This is a genomic window from Mesorhizobium sp. P3_A8, from assembly GCF_056402995.1.
On the sequence record NZ_JBFUGI010000006.1, the window covers coordinates 247531 to 261992 of the forward strand.

Consider the following 14462-nt stretch of genomic DNA (forward strand, 5'->3'; position numbering starts at 1 on the left):
GTCAGGACTTTCCAAGGTAGCGATCAAGGACATTCTGGGTGACGCGTTCGACCATCGGGTCTTGTCTTAGCAGGCCGGCCACCCATTCGCAGCTTCCGGTGTGGAACACCTCGCCCTTGCCGCGCGGGAAATTGACGATCATGCCGTTGCCGCGTTTGACTTTTTCGAGGTTGGCGTCGGTCGCCTCGCCAAAGAGGGTTTCGGCGGTGAAGCGGCCATCCTCGTCGGTGAGGAACTGGTCCTCGATCGGGATATCGGCGCTTTCCTCGACCTGGGATGCCATGCCGACGGCGAGAACCTGCAAGCCATCCGGCGCGCCGCTGTCTGATGTGGGGTAGGGCAGGCCGCCGCGTATCTCGAAGTCGAGCCCGTCGACCTCATAGCCATAGACATGGCTGTCTGCGCCGAGCAGGTCGCCATAATAGATGCCGGTGCCGGCAAAGGCCCAGTGTTCCGGCCGGTAGACCGGAAAACCGCGCACGCCGCGTGGCGCACAGCCGCCCCAGCCGGCATAGACGCCGCGCGTCGCGTTGAGCCCGAAGGTCGCTGAACCCGGCCGGCCGATTTCCGGAGCCTCCCAGGAGTTGGTGGCGCGGGTGACGTCGCCGCCTTGGCGATAGGCGGGATCCTCCTTGCGCGCGCGATATTTGTAGCAGACCTGCCGCCGACCATCGTCCTCCAGCCGCGTCTGCCACATGAAATTGCCGGCAAAGCGAGCCGCATGGCCGCCGCGCTCGACATAAGTGTCGACCGCGTCACGCATTTCCCAGGTCCAGTACTCGTCATGGCCGACAAAGACGGCGCAGTCATAGCCGTCGAGAATGTCGGGCGAGAAATGCAAATCGTGCTGGCTGGCGAGATCGACTTCGTAGCCGGCCCGCTCGGCGAAGCGGAAGAAGTGGCTGTCGTAGCTTGCCCAGCCCGACGAGGCATATTTCTTCGAATGGCCGGTGGCCAGCGCCCATTCCATATGGGGATAGCGCGGCACCGTCTTCGGTGGCACCGCGACTTCCAGCGGCACGCGCGGCGCGTCTTTTGGCAGCATGACGAAGCCACGGCACCAGGGCCGCTGCGTCGACACGATCGGCGAATACTGGTTGCGGTCCGGCCCGGTAATGCCCTGATAGTGGTTGGAGCCGCCCCAGGTGTTGTAGGCAAGCCAGGTGCCCGTCGCCGCCACCTGCAGCACACGGCCAGGCTTCTTGCCGGGCTGCGGGCTGACGATGAAAAGATGCTGGCTGTGGATCGGTTTGCCGCCATGGCCAGCGGCAGTCAGCGTTATCCGATAGGCGCCGGACGGCCAGTCGTTCTCGACACGGAATTCGAAGGCGGCTTCCCAGCCGCAACCCTCTGCGGAACATTGGTCTGAAGTGTCCTGCCAACGCGCCGCGATGCCCGATTTCTCGAACACCTTTGTCTCGCTGCCACCGTCGCGGATGATCGCCATGCTGAAGGACGGAGCCGTCGAACTGACATACAGCGTCACCGTCTCACCGGCGCGGTAGGAAAAGCGGTCGCTGTAGCACCAGATCTCGCCGCGCTCGCCATCCATGCCTGGCCATTCGTAATAGTGGCCGCGCACCGCGTGGCGGCGCTGCTCTGGCGTCAGTCCGAAATCGGGAAACTCGGTGGGTAATCTGGTCATCATCGTGCTCAGGCGGAAAGATATTTCTTGAGGAAGCTGCGGGTGCGCTCCTTCTGCGGCGCGCGAAAAATGTCGGCCGGCGGTCCCTCCTCGACGACCACCCCGCCGTCCATGAACAGCACCCGGTCGGCTACCTCGCCGGCAAAGCGCATCTCATGCGTTACGATGAGCATGGTCATGTGTTCGGCGGCAAGCTGTTTCATCACCGCGTTGACCTCGTCGACCAGTTCCGGATCAAGCGCCGAGGTGGCCTCGTCGAACAGCATCACCTTGGGCTGCATCGCCAGCGCACGCGCAATCGCCACGCGCTGCTTCTGGCCACCCGAAAGCCTGGAGGGATAGGCGTCGATCTTGTCGGCAAGCCCGACCTTGGACAAGAGGCCATGCGCCAAGGTCCGGGCGTCGGCTTTCGCGATGCCCTTCAGGATCACCGGCCCCATGGTGATGTTCTCGATCACGGTCAGGTGCGGAAACAGGTTGAAGTGCTGGAACACCATGCCCATCTGCTGGCGCACCTTGTTGATATGTCGCTCGAAGGCCTGGCCGTACAGCTTCTGGTTGACCTGAAGACCGTCCAGCCAGACTTCGCCGCCATTCAACGTCTCAAGATGGTTGATCGAGCGCAGCAGCGTGCTCTTGCCGGAGCCGCTCGGCCCGATGATCGCGACGATCTGCCCACGCTCGACCGACAAATCTATGCCTTTCAGCACCTCGACGGCGCCGAAGGATTTGCGCGCGCCACGGACCTCGACCATTGGCCGCTGCGTGCTCATCGGGAAACCTCCACATGTCGTTCAAACCGATGCAAGGCCGCTTCGAGCACGAGGTTCAAGATGTAATAGAGCGCGGCGGCGGTGATGTAGAACTCGAACGGGCGGAACGTTTCGCTGATCGCCAACTGGGCCGAGTGGACCAGTTCCGCGATGCCGATGACGGAGACGATCGAGGACTCCTTCAAGAGCGCTATCAGATTACTGCCGATCGGCGGTGCCGTGTTGCGGACGGCTTGCGGTATCGCGACGTAGCGCAGCGTCTGCCATTTGCCGAAGCCGATGCTGCGCGCGCCCTCCGTCTGGCCGACATCGACCGCGACGATGCCGGCACGGATGACGTCGGCATTATAGACGGCAAAATGCAGGCCAAGCCCGACGATGCCGGCGGCCAGCGCCGGGATGTCGATGCCGATCTGCACCAGGCCGAAATAGATCAGAAAGAGCTGCAGCAGCAGCGGCGTGCCCATGAACAGCCACATGAAGGCACGCACGGGATAGGCGAGGATCGCCGGCGCATAGAGCACGATGACGGCAAACAGGATGCCGAAGACAAAGCTCAATGCCCCTGCCGAGACGGTTAGCACAGCGGTCCACCAGGCGCCCGTCAACAGCAGGTTCCAGTAGGGTAGGACGACGGTGAAATCGAGACCTTGCATCGTGCTCTCCCGTCAGACGATGGCGAAACGCTTGTCGAGCAGGTCGACGACCCGGGCAACGGCGTAGACCATGATCATGTAGAGTAAGGCCGCGACGCCGAAGATCTCGAACGGTTTGTAGGTGGAGCCGATAAAGCGCTGGGCGGTGTAGGTCAGCTCCACCACCGAAATGGTGGATACCAGTGCCGAACCCTTCAAGAGCGCGACCGTGTTGACGCCGAGCGGCCTAATCATCAGCCTGGCCGCCTGCGGCAGCACGACCTTGCGCACAGTCTGAAAACGGCTGAAACCGATCGTGCGGGCAGCCTCCGCCTGGCCCCGGTCGACCGCCACCAGCGCGCCACGGATCGATTCCGCCATATAGGCGCCGATGTTGAGGCCAAGGCCGATTACGCCAGCCGCGAACGGATCCAGATTGATGCCGATCTGTGGGCCGCCGAAATAGAGCACGAAGAGCTGGATCAGGCAGGGCGTGCCGCGAAACAGGCTGACATAGACCGTGCCGAGTGCGCGCAGGATCGCGGACCTCGACATCCTGCCGGCCGCGGCCAATGCTGCCGCAACCAGCCCCAAAAGCAGGGCCAGCGCTGTCAGTTCCAGCGTCACCAGCGCGGCCTCCACGAAGAAGGGGAAGACGCGCAGCATCAAGGAGAAATCCATTGATCAGCCCAGCAGAAATGGCGCGTGGCCTCAGGCGAATTTGCGTCGCCTGAGCCCCGGGGAAATTAGCGGATGTCGCTGCCGACCCACTGCTTGGAGATCTTCTCGTAGGTGCCGTCGGCCATCATGCCGTCCAGTGCCTTCTGCATGGCGGCCTTGAGCTCCGGATTGTCCTTGCGGATGGCGATGCCGATGGCGACGCTGCCGCCTTCAATATCAGGCGTGTCGAGCTTGCGGACCTTCTCGCCGGTTTCCTTGACGGCGACCATGACCGGAATGTTGTCGACGACGATGGCGTCGACACGGCCGGCTTTCAGCTCCAACAGCAATTCCGGCAGGCCCTTGTAAGTGCGGATGTCCCAGCCGCCCTGTTCACGCGCCCATTTCTCGTGCGTCTCGCCGAGCGTCACGCCAAGGGTCTTGCCCTTGAGGTCGGCCAGGCTTTGCACCTTGGAATCCTGGTTCACGAAAACCGCGCGGCCGGCGTGGTAATAGGGGCCGACGAAATCGACCATCTTCTCGCGCTCCGGCGTGATCGTCATCGAGCCGACCACGGTATCGTATTTGTTGGCGAGCAGGCCGGCGATGATGCCGTCCCAGGCCGTTGTGATGATGGTGCCCTTGACGCCGATGCGCTCGGCAATGGCCTTGCCGATATCGGCGTCGAAGCCGACGACCTCGTTCTGGTCGTTGACGAAGTTGAAGGGCGGATACTGCCCGCTCATGGAAATTTTCAGTTCACCCGCCGCCTTGATCTTTTCGAGATCGTCGGCCCTGGCTGAAACGCTCGTGAAGGTCGATGCAAGCAGCAGCGCCGCAACCGCAATGCCCGAAAATACTTTGTTCATCTGAATTCCTCTGGATGGAGCGTGAAGGCTTGTTCTTGTGAGGCGTTGGGGGAGGCGTTGGGGCGCTCTCCTGACATCAAGGATTGCCTTTGCGCCAGCATTGCGCAAATAGATAATGGAAATAGGGAGCATAGATTTCAGGAATGGCTTTGCCGCGCCCCGAGCGTCTGGTCTGGGACCTCGATTGGAACCTTCTGCGGACGTTTGTCGTCATCGCCGAAGTGAAGAGCATCACCCGTGCCGCCGAGCGCCTTAACCTCAAGCAGCCCAGCGTCAGCAACGCCTTGCGGCGCCTGGAGGACCGGGTTGGCCGGCGGCTCGTGGAGCGTGACGCAACACGCTTCGAGCTCACCGAAGTCGGGCGGCTTATCTATGAGCAGAGCGTCGAGGTGTTCGGCTCGATATCGCAGCTGCCGCTCTTGATGCGGGGGATCAGCGACGACGTTACGGGCCACGTCATGATCGCCACCGCAAGCCATGTCGTCTCGCCACTGTTCGACCGCGCGCTGGCGGAGTTTCATCGCAATTACCCGCGCGCCAGCATCACTATTTCGGTTTCGGCAAGCACCGAAGTCGCCAAGCAGGTGCGGGAACGCCGTGCCTCCTTCGGCATCTGCCTCGTCAGCCAGCGCGACCCGGCGCTGGATTATGCGATGGTCTATCGCGAGTTCTTCGGCTTCTTCTGCGGCCCGCAGCACAGGCTCTACGGAAAAGCCGGACTGACGCTTGCCGATCTGCGGGGCGAGCCCTCGGTCTCCTTCCAGACCGACCATATTTCGGATGCGTTACGGCCGGTTGCCCTGTTGCGTAGCGAAGCCCGGCTGAACGCAGATGTCGTCGGCGTGTCCTCCAGCCTGGAAGAGGTGCGGCGCATGATCGTCGCCGGGCTCGGTATCGGGCCGCTGCCGCTGCATGTGGCGCAACGCGACGTGGCCGATGGCATGCTGTGGCGGCTGCCGCCCTACGACGCGCCGCCGGCTATCGACATCTTCCTGCTTACCAACCCCGACAAGGCGATGAATCGGGCCGAGAAGGCGCTGCTGGCGGGGCTGCAGGCACTGATCGCCGAGACGCCGTTTGAGGAGCGCATCTACAACGGTTGAACGCCGGAAGCCGACCTAGTCGACGAGGTAGGCTGCCGCACGGTAGCGCATTGGCTCATCCAGCGCCACGGAGGCACGCGCGACAAGGTCGAAGCGCACGCTGGTGGTCCGGCTCGATGCATGGACGATGCTGTCGAGCGATCCCGACATCACCTGTTCGAAGGTGACGGAGGTGCGGCCGATCTTCACCACATGCGAGCGGATGGTGATCAGCGAGCCGGCCCTCGTTTCATGGCGATAGTCAATCTCGGTGCGCACATCGGCCCATCCGGTTGCCGCAGCCTGGTTGCCATCCTGTCCGGCGATATGGCCAAGAAGCTGGAAACTGGCATCGTCGAACATCGCCGCGTAATGGCGCACATTCATGTGTCCCATCACATCGCACATCCAGGGATGCGCGACACCGACAAAGGTGACGAGAGATTTGCTCATGGGAAGTTCCGCCTTCGTTGAAGATCGCGAGACGCCATATCGAAATGCGCGAGGACAGGCAAACCGGCTACGCCTGCCTGGTATTCGTTAGCCGCGCCCTTGGCCGCCTTCAGCAAACCTACTATCTCAGGGAAGGCGGCGTTTCCGCCATGGGGATAGGCATGCTCAGGGTCCAGAAGGTCAAGCTCGACGATATCTACGTTCCGACGGCGCGCAAGAAGACATTGCACCCCGAGACTGTGCGGAGCCTCGCCGAGGACATACTGGAGAATGGCATGAAGACGCCAATCCAGGTTCGCCACGACGGCAAGCGCCATATCCTGGTGGAAGGCCTGCATCGGCTCGAGGCGGCAAAATGGCTCGGCGAGACCGAGATCGACGCCTATCTGGTGCAAGCCAAGCGCCACTGACGCGAGTTCGGTTCGCCGTTCTCCCAGCACGTAATCTCCAGAGTTTTTTCGCTGGCCATGTCGGGTTGTGTTCTGTGGGCTCGTCCTTGGGACGGAAGCCAGATCAAACCCGAGGAGACCACCGTGACCACCAAGCTCGATATCGCCCCCGCCAATGACCGCGAACTGGTTGTCGCCCGCATCATCGATGCGCCGCGCGAGAACGTCTATCGCTGCTGGACCGACCCGAAACTGGTGACCCAGTGGTTCGCGCCAAAGCCGTGGACGACGCCGCGCGCCGAAATGGATGTGCGCACCGGCGGCTCGAGCCTTGTCGTCATGGCCGGTCCCGACGGCAATGAGTTTCCCAACCCCGGCGTTTTCCTGGAAGTCATTCCCGGCAAGAAGATCGTCTTCACCGATGCCTACACACAGGCATGGGAGCCATCGGAGAAGCCGTTCATGACCGGCGTGCTGACCTTCGAGGACGAAGGCGAGGGCAAGACCCGCTACATAGCGCGCGTCCGCCACTGGAGCGTCGCCGACCGCGAACAGCATGAGGCAATGGGTTTTCACGTCGGTTGGGGCCAGTGCACCGACCAGCTCGAAGACCTCGCCAAGACGCTTTGAATTCGGACCGCCCTGACGACGACCGCGCCCGGCTTAGCAAGCCCTGGCGCGGCGTGGCAGGCGCAAATGCTTGATGCCGCTCATCTCGACGAAATTCGTCGCCGACTCCCAGAGATAGTCGCCATAGAAAAACGGCTCGAAGGGCTCGGCGCTGCTCAGTGGCAGCGGCGCGATCTCAGCGTCGACACGCGGTTCGTAGAAAAACGGGATCGAAAACCGCGCCGTCTTCGGCGCAATCACGCGGTGCCGCGTCGCCCGCACACGTCCGCCGGTCCAGCGCTCCAGCAACTGGCCGAAATTGACCGCCAGCGTGCCGTTGGCCGGCTGCACGTCGATCCATTCGCCGGCGAGGTTTTTTGCCTGCAAGCCTTCGACGCCGTCCTGCGCCAGCAAGGTGACAAAACCGGAATCGGCATGTTCGCGGCCGATGATGGTGCGCATCTCCCCCTTGTGGACCACCGAGAATTCCGGCCCGCTGATGTCGATGCCCGCATTGGCGTCGCGCAAGGGGTAGCGGATCAGGCGCAGCGTCGAGATGCCATGCTCGAAATAGGGGTCGAAGATCGTTTCAGGCAGGCCAAGCCCACGCGCGATCGACCGCATCAGCGCGTTGCCGACCGTCTCCATCGCACGGTAGTAATCGGCTGCTGCCGCGCGCCAGCCGGGCAGGGTACCTTCGGCCGGCAAGGGCGTCGGCTCGCACAGCGGATCGTCTGAGGCCGAGACGCGCGCCGTGTCAGTGAGATCCGGCCCCATGTCGATGCCTTCCTTGTAGGAGACGGCTGTCGGCTGCAGCGGGAACCAGCCGCGATAGACGTTCTTTTTGCTGCGGTCGAAATTCCAGCGCAGCAATTTCTGCTTCTCGGCGTCGGGTAGGGCGAAGATGCGCAGCAATTGCGCTCTGCCGTCCGGTGTCAGCCAGGCGTCGCCTGGAAAATCGCGGACCGCCATGAAACCGATCCCCGAGGCAGCAGCCATGATCCTGGCATCGGTGCGGTCGCGGGTGGGCGAGGGCGGTCCGAACAGATCCGCAATGCCGATGGTCTCGATGCCTTGGGTCATGGCTTAAGTCCTGCGTCCATCACGGTAATCGATGGCGTTGTATCAAAGCTTTTCAATTGACCCAATCGGTCCCACCATTACCTTGGCCACACATTCTCCTCATCAGGGATCACGGTAATGACCAAACATCAGGGCGGGTGCCTGTGCGGAGCGGTTCGCTATCGCACCGACGCAGCGCCCATCAACGAACGCGTCTGCCATTGCCGGCTCTGCCAGAAGGCGATCGGCGCCGCCTTCAATGCGCGCGTGCTGTTTCGCATCGATGATGTGACCATCGAGGGGCCGCTGGCGACCGTGAACACCTCGCCCGATCTCAAGCGCGGTTTTTGCCCGAGCTGCGGCACGACGATGTTCTCGCGCCGCGATTCCGCCGGCATCATCGGCATCACCACCGGCTCGCTTGACGATCCCTCGGGCTTCAAGCCGCAGATGCATATTTTCACCGCCTCGAAACAGCCCTGGGTGGTGCTCGATGATGGCCTGCCGCAACATGCAGGCGCTCCGCCGCCAGGCTGAAGTGTCTTCCTTCTCCCCAGGGACTCAGGCGGAAACGGAAGCGCGCGACCATGACCAAAATTTAATCCAAATCATCACGCGATAGCCGGCAAAACGTCATTGGCGGGCCATCTTTGTCTTCCTATCTATGCAGCGCGGGCCGGCATTCGAGGAGACGACGGATGAACGACAGCATCAGCACCCTGGACGAGCTTTTGAGCGATCCGATGGTCCTGCTTGTCATGGAGCGCGACCGTGTGCGCCCGGAACAGGTGCGCATGCTGCTCGAACGGGTTCGTAGCCGGGTGATCGATGACGCACCCGCCGATCAGCCGGTTGTTCCGCCGGCCCATATGGTGGTCAAAAGCTGTTTCCAGCAATGGCTGCGCAACTAGGCGCGGTCAGTTTGAGCTGGCCGGCAGATAGCTGTAATGGCTGCGGAAATAGGCGATTCTGAAGCCCAGGCGTGCATAGTTGCGATAGGCCGGTCCGTCGCGCTCCTCATGTGGCGCCTCGATGTCGGCGACGAACAGTTTCGCGCCGGCCGCAATACCGTCGCGCACCAGCGCTTCTCCAAGCATGGCATCCAGATCGAAGCTCGGCGCCATGATGCCGGGCACCGGCGCTTCGATGCCGCTCCAGGCCGCGCCGTCGGCGCCGATGAACAGCGAGCGCACCGCCGCCACTGCGCCATCCTGCCTGGCCATGTAGTGATGCCAGCCCGGCCGGCCGACCACAGCCAGCAGCCAGGGCGAAGTGGGCAGCCGGTAGCTTCTGTCGATGAAGCCGGCCCACTCGCTTGCCGTTGCCGTCGTCACGCGTTCGACGGAAATTCCGTCACTCGGAAAGAGCGGCGCGGATGGCAACGGTTCCGCCTCGCGATAGATCCGCTCCCAGCCGCCTTGGCGCTGCAGGCCGCGCGCCTCGAGCCAGCATCTGAGGTGTGATGGTTCGGTGTGTGGATTGACATAGAACCAGGGCCGCGAAATGCCGGCGGCGCGGTAATGCGCCAACAGCGCGTCGAGCTGGCCTTCCGAGGCCGGGCTGTCGACGCCGAAATTCTTCACGCAGTTGAAATGGACGAACGGGATCGTCGTGCAGGTGGTCCAGGCGAGGTCGCCTTCCCTCGCGATCGAAAGCCCTTGCCTTGCGGCGAAATCGGCCGGCGCGGCGGCATAGAGGTCGAGCCAGGCGTTCAGCTCGGCGCGCTCGATAATACGGCTGAGGTCGCGCGAGACACCCTCGATCGCGATGCCAGGCGGGTGCGGTTCGGTTTGGGGCTGCAACTCTGACAGGGCGGTCAGCATGGCTCTCCTCCGTCATTTATCTTACAGTGTAAGATTAGCGAAGGATAATATGAATGCGCGGCTTGTCAAGCGGCGCATTACAAATCCGTAAATAGGATTCCGGGGACCGCCAGACTATTGCTCGGCGGGGATCGCCGCTCATGGTTGTTCGACAGAAAGGCTCGATATGGCTGACATCTGCACTCAAGGCATAGACACCGGCTTTGTTGGCCTGGGATATGCCAAGGTCGCCTTTCTCGGCCTGGTGCAAGGCATCACCGAATTGCTGCCGATTTCCTCGACCGCCCATATGCGCATCGTGCCGGCGGTACTCGGCTGGCAGGATCCGGGATCTGCCTTCTCCGCCGCGATGCAGCTTGCCGCGCTTGCCGCCGTCATCAGCTATTTCTGGGGCGATGTCAGGGATCTCCTGTTCGGTTCGCTCGACGCCCTCACGCGGCGCGATTTCACCGACCGGCATTTCCAGCTGGCTTCCTGGATCGTTCTGGCGACGATCCCGATCGTCATTGCCGGCGTCGCGCTATCGGGCGTGCTCAACGCCTGCAATTCGCCGCTGCGCAGCCTGAGCGTGATCGGCTGGTCCTGCATCGCCATGGCGATCCTGTTGGCGCTGGCCGAGATTTTCGCCCGCCACAAGCGCACCATCGCGGAAGCGTCGCTGGCCGATGCGCTGCTTGTCGGCATCGCCCAGATCGGCGCGCTGATCCCCGGCGTCTCGCGCTCGGGCTCGACCTTGACGGCCGCACTTGGGCTCGGCTTCAAACGCGCAGAGGCGGCGCGCTTCTCGTTCCTGCTCGGGCTGCCGGCGATCGCACTAGCCGGTCTCAAGGAACTGTGGGAACTGCACAAGGTTCATCTCGACGCTCATGGCTGGTCGGTTCTGGCCGTCGGGCTGGTCGTTGCCTCGATCTCCGCCTTCTTCGCCATCTGGGGCCTGATGCGCGTGCTGGAACGTTTCTCGGCCTGGCCTTTCGTGATCTATCGCGGCCTGCTTGGTGTCATCCTGTTGCTGAGCGTGGCGATGGGATGGCTGGCTTGACAGGCCAGTGTTGCGCGCCGGCACCACTTGGATGCATGAGTCGATCCCCCGGAGATGTGATCGGCCGCATTCATTGACTTCGGAAGATAACAGCCCTTAACATTCTGTTAACAAAACAGATTGGTGGGGCCGAATGGCATCCTCGATGGGTTGGCGCCGCAAGGCGAAGAGGCTGGGGCTGGCGTTTGCGCTGTCCGCTTTCTGTGCGGCGGGTTCCGCTTACGCCGCACCCGTTTCCATGGTTGTCGGCGGCTCGACCTCCCAGCCGATCGGCCACTATGATTTTTGCAAGATCCATGTCGCCGAATGCTCGATCCGCTCGCCCAACAGCGAACCGGAACATATGACCAGCAAGCTGCTGCACGATATCTCGGCGGTAAATCTCTCGGTCAACACGCGCGTCAAGCCGATGAGCGACATGGACAATTACGGCAAGGACGAGTGGTGGGCCTATCCCGACAACGGGTTCGGCGACTGCGAGGACTACGCCCTGGAAAAGCGGCGTGAGCTCAACAGCCTGGGCATCGCCGTAGCCAATCTTTTGATGACGGTGGTTCGTAAGCCGGATGGCGAAGGTCACGCCGTGCTGACGGTACGTACCGACAAGGGCGACTTCATACTCGACAATCTGACCGACAAGGTCCGCCTCTGGAACCAGACCAGCTATCGCTATCTGAAACGGCAGGCGAGCGACAACACCGGGCACTGGGTTTCCATCCTTGGTGGCGACGAACAGCTGGTCAGCTCAGTCAAATAGTCTCGTCGCCCGGCGGCGCCGGCTGCATATCCTGATCCATGCCCCCGAACCGGTCTTCATAGTGCCGGTCGACGGTGCTATCCACGGCCGCTCGTTGGAACTGGTAATCGGATAGATGCATGGATTTTCTGACGCTTCTCAACGCGGCGCCCCTGCTGATGGGCTTGGTCAAGGCCGCGCTGCCGCAGGCGGTCGCCACCACGATGGCATTCGGCCAATGGTTTGTGTCGCTGCCGCCGTGCCGTGACTTTGCCTTCGAGGCGAGCAGCTATCTGGTCTGCGAGGTCGATCCGAAACTCTATTCGATCGAGCTGTTCTGGAAGGATCCGGCCGGCAAGCCGTTTCAGTCGCTGCACAATCTCGACAACGCCCAGCGCGCCGCCGGCCGCACCATGCTGTTTGCCATCAATGCCGGCATGTATCATCCCGACCTCAGGCCGGTCGGCCTCTATGTCGAGCGTGGCCAGGAGATGGCTGGTGTGAAGACCGGATCGGGAAGCGGCAATTTTTCGCTGCAGCCGAACGGCATCTTCTACATCAGCCAAGGCAAGGCTGCGGTTCGCGCGACCAGGGACTTTGTCAGGAAGCGCCCATCCACCGACTATGCCACGCAATCCGGGCCGATGCTGGTGATCGACGGCCAGCTTCATCCTAAATTCCAGTCCGACGGCACGTCGCGCAAGTCCCGCGACGGGGTCGGGGTGCGCAAGGATGGTGTCGCGGTCTTTGCCATTTCGAACGGCACGGTGAATTTCCATGCATTCGCCCGGCTGTTCCGCGACGCGCTCGGGTGCGACAATGCGCTGTTTCTCGACGGCACGATATCGAGCCTGTTCGCGCCCGCGATCGGCCGCAACGATGATTACTGGAATCTGGGACCGATGATCGGCGTGTTCAGGAAGAGGGGCTAGGCTCTCGCTTGGCTCGAAGCTTGAGCGCGATCACCGCTATGATGACCAAGGCGACCACGGCGATCGCCGCCAACCCGGACAGGCTGGTCACATCGAGCTCGGGGATGCTGCCGGCGCCCTTGGCCACCAGCCATCCCGGCGACAGCACGACCGGAGCCCAGATGATCGCCGACAGGATGTTGGCGATCTGGAAGCGGCGCCGGTGCATGCCCATCATGCCCGCGACCAGCGGCACGGTGGCGCGGACGGGGCCGAAGAAGCGGCCGACGAAAACCGCCCAAAAACCGTAACGGTGGAAGAACAGCCGTGCCCTGGCGACCTCGCGGCGGTGACGGTTGAGCGGCCATTTATGCACGACACCGCGCCCGAGCCATTTGCCGAGGAAATAGGAGATGGTATCGCCGAGCGCCGCCCCGATCATCGCAGCCAGAAGAACGGGCAGCGGCTGGACGATGCCGGCTCCCACCAGCCCGCCGACGATGATGAGCACCGTCGTGCCGGGCAAGAGGATGCCGACGAGCACCAGCGACTCGCCAAAGGCCAGCAGCCCGACCACGAGGCCGGCCCACGCCTGATGGTTCTCGATGAAACAAACGCTCTGGTCGATGAACGACTGCACGCAGGCTCCCTGTTAAAAGCGTTTCTCAGCTACCGCTGTCGAGCAGGCTTCTGAGTTCGTCGAGCTTGTCGTTGACGAGCCAGCCGTAATAATTCTCGACCGGCAGTTTGCGGCCCTTGCCGCCGGCAACCGCCGCGCGCAAATCGGCCGCCCGCTGCCGGGGCTGGCCGACATTGTAGAGCGTCGCCGTGATCCCCGGATTGCCTGAGATGTCGAAGCCCTGTTCCTTGTAGGCGTTGATGGCGTCGCGCACGATCGCGGCGATGTAAACGATGCTGCGGTCCGGATCCATGACATCGCGATAGATCGCCTGCGGATGATCCGGCGTGAGCTTATCGTAGCCACTCACCCTGTTGACCAGATCGGTCACTTCGAGCGCGGTTAGCGGGCTGATCTGGCCGAGGCCGAATGTCTGGCCGGCGAAGAAGGGCTGGAAGAATGCCTGCTGGAAGGTCTGGGCATCATAGGTGACGCCGTCGACCGTCTTGCCGCGGAAATGTTCCACCCACACCCTGTCGCGGCAACTCCACAGGGTGGAACTGTCCTTGGCCTCAGTGCAGGCTGCGAATTCCGGCCGCTGGACAAAGGTCTGCACCGGCACGCCCTTGTAGCGGAAGGCAAAGTCGAGGCCGGAATAGGACAGCGCCTTTACATAGTAGGTCTGGACGGAGCCGACGGCCGTCACATTGTAGGTATGTTCGCCGACCAATGCGCCGACGATGTGGATGGGGTCGATGTCGTAGGCGGCCGCCACCTGCTTGATATGCGCCACCAGCTTCTTCTCGCGCTTCAGCAGCGCGATAATCTTCTCGTATTTTTCCGCGTAGGTGGTCTTGAAGGCGCGGGTTCTGGTCGCCGACGCATCCGGGATCGTCGGTTGCGTCTCAGAGCGATTGCCGGGAGGAACGACGACCAGCCCGCTGGCATGCGCGGTCTCAGCCAGGAGCGCGCCGCCGCAGGCGAGGGCCGCGAGCAGGGGGACCAGGAGAAGCCGCTGCAACGCAATCATCGGGCGCCTTTTGGGAATCGTGGGACATGCCGGCGGCGGCCGCCGCCCCCTCGTCTCAACAGCCACATCATGGCGCTGTCAAGGCTGGGCCGACCGTCGGCGTCGAATGTCTGAAACGGGTCACAGT

General features: G+C 62.6%; 18 protein-coding genes. 8 read left to right on the forward strand and 10 right to left on the reverse strand.

Going from position 1 to position 14462, the window contains the following annotated elements; genetic code table 11:
* Position 1: 1 nt before the first annotated feature.
* The 5 genes from AC1DX4_RS16540 to AC1DX4_RS16560 form a co-directional block, all read right to left on the reverse strand.
* Complete coding sequence (locus AC1DX4_RS16540; protein WP_477221311.1) at positions 2 to 1645, reverse strand: N,N-dimethylformamidase beta subunit family domain-containing protein; 1644 nt, start codon at positions 1643 to 1645, stop codon at positions 2 to 4.
* A gap of 8 nt (positions 1646 to 1653) precedes the next feature.
* Entirely contained in the window at positions 1654 to 2418 is a 765-nt protein-coding gene (locus AC1DX4_RS16545; RefSeq protein ID WP_477221312.1) for an amino acid ABC transporter ATP-binding protein, read from the reverse strand.
* Positions 2415 to 3074: an amino acid ABC transporter permease gene (locus tag AC1DX4_RS16550; RefSeq protein WP_477221313.1), complete on the reverse strand. Its 660-nt coding sequence runs from the start codon at positions 3072 to 3074 to the stop codon at positions 2415 to 2417. The genes AC1DX4_RS16545 and AC1DX4_RS16550 overlap by 4 nt, the downstream gene beginning before the upstream one ends.
* Before the next feature lie 12 nt (positions 3075 to 3086).
* Positions 3087 to 3734 (reverse strand): amino acid ABC transporter permease, encoded by a 648-nt coding sequence (locus AC1DX4_RS16555; protein ID WP_477221314.1) that lies wholly within the window; start codon positions 3732 to 3734, stop codon positions 3087 to 3089.
* A 65-nt stretch (positions 3735 to 3799) separates the two neighbouring features.
* Positions 3800 to 4582, reverse strand: a complete 783-nt coding sequence (locus AC1DX4_RS16560) for an ABC transporter substrate-binding protein (RefSeq protein ID WP_477221315.1) — start codon at positions 4580 to 4582, stop codon at positions 3800 to 3802.
* 143 nt (positions 4583 to 4725) lie between these two features.
* Here AC1DX4_RS16560 and AC1DX4_RS16565 point away from each other — a divergent pair, with 143 nt between their 5' ends.
* Positions 4726 to 5685: a LysR family transcriptional regulator gene (locus AC1DX4_RS16565; protein WP_477221316.1), complete on the forward strand. Its 960-nt coding sequence runs from the start codon at positions 4726 to 4728 to the stop codon at positions 5683 to 5685.
* Between the two features lie 15 nt (positions 5686 to 5700).
* On the opposite strand, the gene AC1DX4_RS16570 is transcribed toward AC1DX4_RS16565, so the two are convergent.
* Entirely contained in the window at positions 5701 to 6117 is a 417-nt protein-coding gene (locus AC1DX4_RS16570; RefSeq protein WP_477221317.1) for an acyl-CoA thioesterase, read from the reverse strand.
* Positions 6118 to 6278: 161 nt separating this feature from the next.
* Here AC1DX4_RS16570 and AC1DX4_RS16575 point away from each other — a divergent pair, with 161 nt between their 5' ends.
* Together AC1DX4_RS16575 and AC1DX4_RS16580 are read left to right on the forward strand one after the other, a co-directional pair.
* Entirely contained in the window at positions 6279 to 6527 is a 249-nt protein-coding gene (locus AC1DX4_RS16575; RefSeq protein ID WP_172234816.1) for a ParB N-terminal domain-containing protein, read from the forward strand.
* A gap of 123 nt (positions 6528 to 6650) precedes the next feature.
* Positions 6651 to 7136, forward strand: a complete 486-nt coding sequence (locus AC1DX4_RS16580; RefSeq protein WP_477221318.1) for an SRPBCC family protein — start codon at positions 6651 to 6653, stop codon at positions 7134 to 7136.
* 33 nt (positions 7137 to 7169) lie between these two features.
* Here the strand turns inward: AC1DX4_RS16580 and AC1DX4_RS16585 are convergent, their stop codons facing one another.
* Positions 7170 to 8198 (reverse strand): isopenicillin N synthase family dioxygenase, encoded by a 1029-nt coding sequence (locus tag AC1DX4_RS16585; RefSeq protein WP_477221319.1) that lies wholly within the window; start codon positions 8196 to 8198, stop codon positions 7170 to 7172.
* Between the two features lie 117 nt (positions 8199 to 8315).
* On the opposite strand from AC1DX4_RS16585, the gene AC1DX4_RS16590 reads away from it, so the two are divergent.
* A complete protein-coding gene (locus AC1DX4_RS16590; RefSeq protein ID WP_477221320.1) occupies positions 8316 to 8714 on the forward strand; it encodes a GFA family protein in 399 nt (132 codons plus the stop codon).
* 161 nt (positions 8715 to 8875) lie between these two features.
* Positions 8876 to 9088: a hypothetical protein gene (locus tag AC1DX4_RS16595; RefSeq protein ID WP_477221321.1), complete on the forward strand. Its 213-nt coding sequence runs from the start codon at positions 8876 to 8878 to the stop codon at positions 9086 to 9088.
* 6 nt (positions 9089 to 9094) lie between these two features.
* On the opposite strand, the gene AC1DX4_RS16600 is transcribed toward AC1DX4_RS16595, so the two are convergent.
* A complete protein-coding gene (locus AC1DX4_RS16600; RefSeq protein ID WP_477221322.1) occupies positions 9095 to 10000 on the reverse strand; it encodes a hypothetical protein in 906 nt (301 codons plus the stop codon).
* Positions 10001 to 10166: 166 nt separating this feature from the next.
* On the opposite strand from AC1DX4_RS16600, the gene AC1DX4_RS16605 reads away from it, so the two are divergent.
* From AC1DX4_RS16605 to AC1DX4_RS16615, 3 genes are all read left to right on the forward strand, one after another.
* Complete coding sequence (locus AC1DX4_RS16605) at positions 10167 to 11039, forward strand: undecaprenyl-diphosphate phosphatase (protein WP_477221323.1); 873 nt, start codon at positions 10167 to 10169, stop codon at positions 11037 to 11039.
* Between the two features lie 133 nt (positions 11040 to 11172).
* The gene (locus AC1DX4_RS16610) at positions 11173 to 11796 is read left to right on the forward strand and encodes a transglutaminase-like cysteine peptidase (RefSeq protein WP_477221324.1); all 624 of its coding nucleotides are present in this window, start codon (positions 11173 to 11175) and stop codon (positions 11794 to 11796) included.
* Between the two features lie 119 nt (positions 11797 to 11915).
* On the forward strand, positions 11916 to 12707 hold the full coding sequence (locus AC1DX4_RS16615; RefSeq protein WP_477221325.1) for a phosphodiester glycosidase family protein: 792 nt from the start codon (positions 11916 to 11918) through the stop codon (positions 12705 to 12707).
* On the opposite strand, the gene AC1DX4_RS16620 is transcribed toward AC1DX4_RS16615, so the two are convergent.
* Together AC1DX4_RS16620 and AC1DX4_RS16625 are read right to left on the reverse strand one after the other, a co-directional pair.
* Complete coding sequence (locus AC1DX4_RS16620) at positions 12691 to 13326, reverse strand: DedA family protein (protein ID WP_477221326.1); 636 nt, start codon at positions 13324 to 13326, stop codon at positions 12691 to 12693. The two genes, AC1DX4_RS16615 and AC1DX4_RS16620, sit on opposite strands and share 17 nt — an antisense overlap.
* A 25-nt stretch (positions 13327 to 13351) precedes the next feature.
* The gene (locus AC1DX4_RS16625; protein ID WP_477221327.1) at positions 13352 to 14335 is read right to left on the reverse strand and encodes a DUF1402 family protein; all 984 of its coding nucleotides are present in this window, start codon (positions 14333 to 14335) and stop codon (positions 13352 to 13354) included.
* Positions 14336 to 14462: the final 127 nt, after the last annotated feature.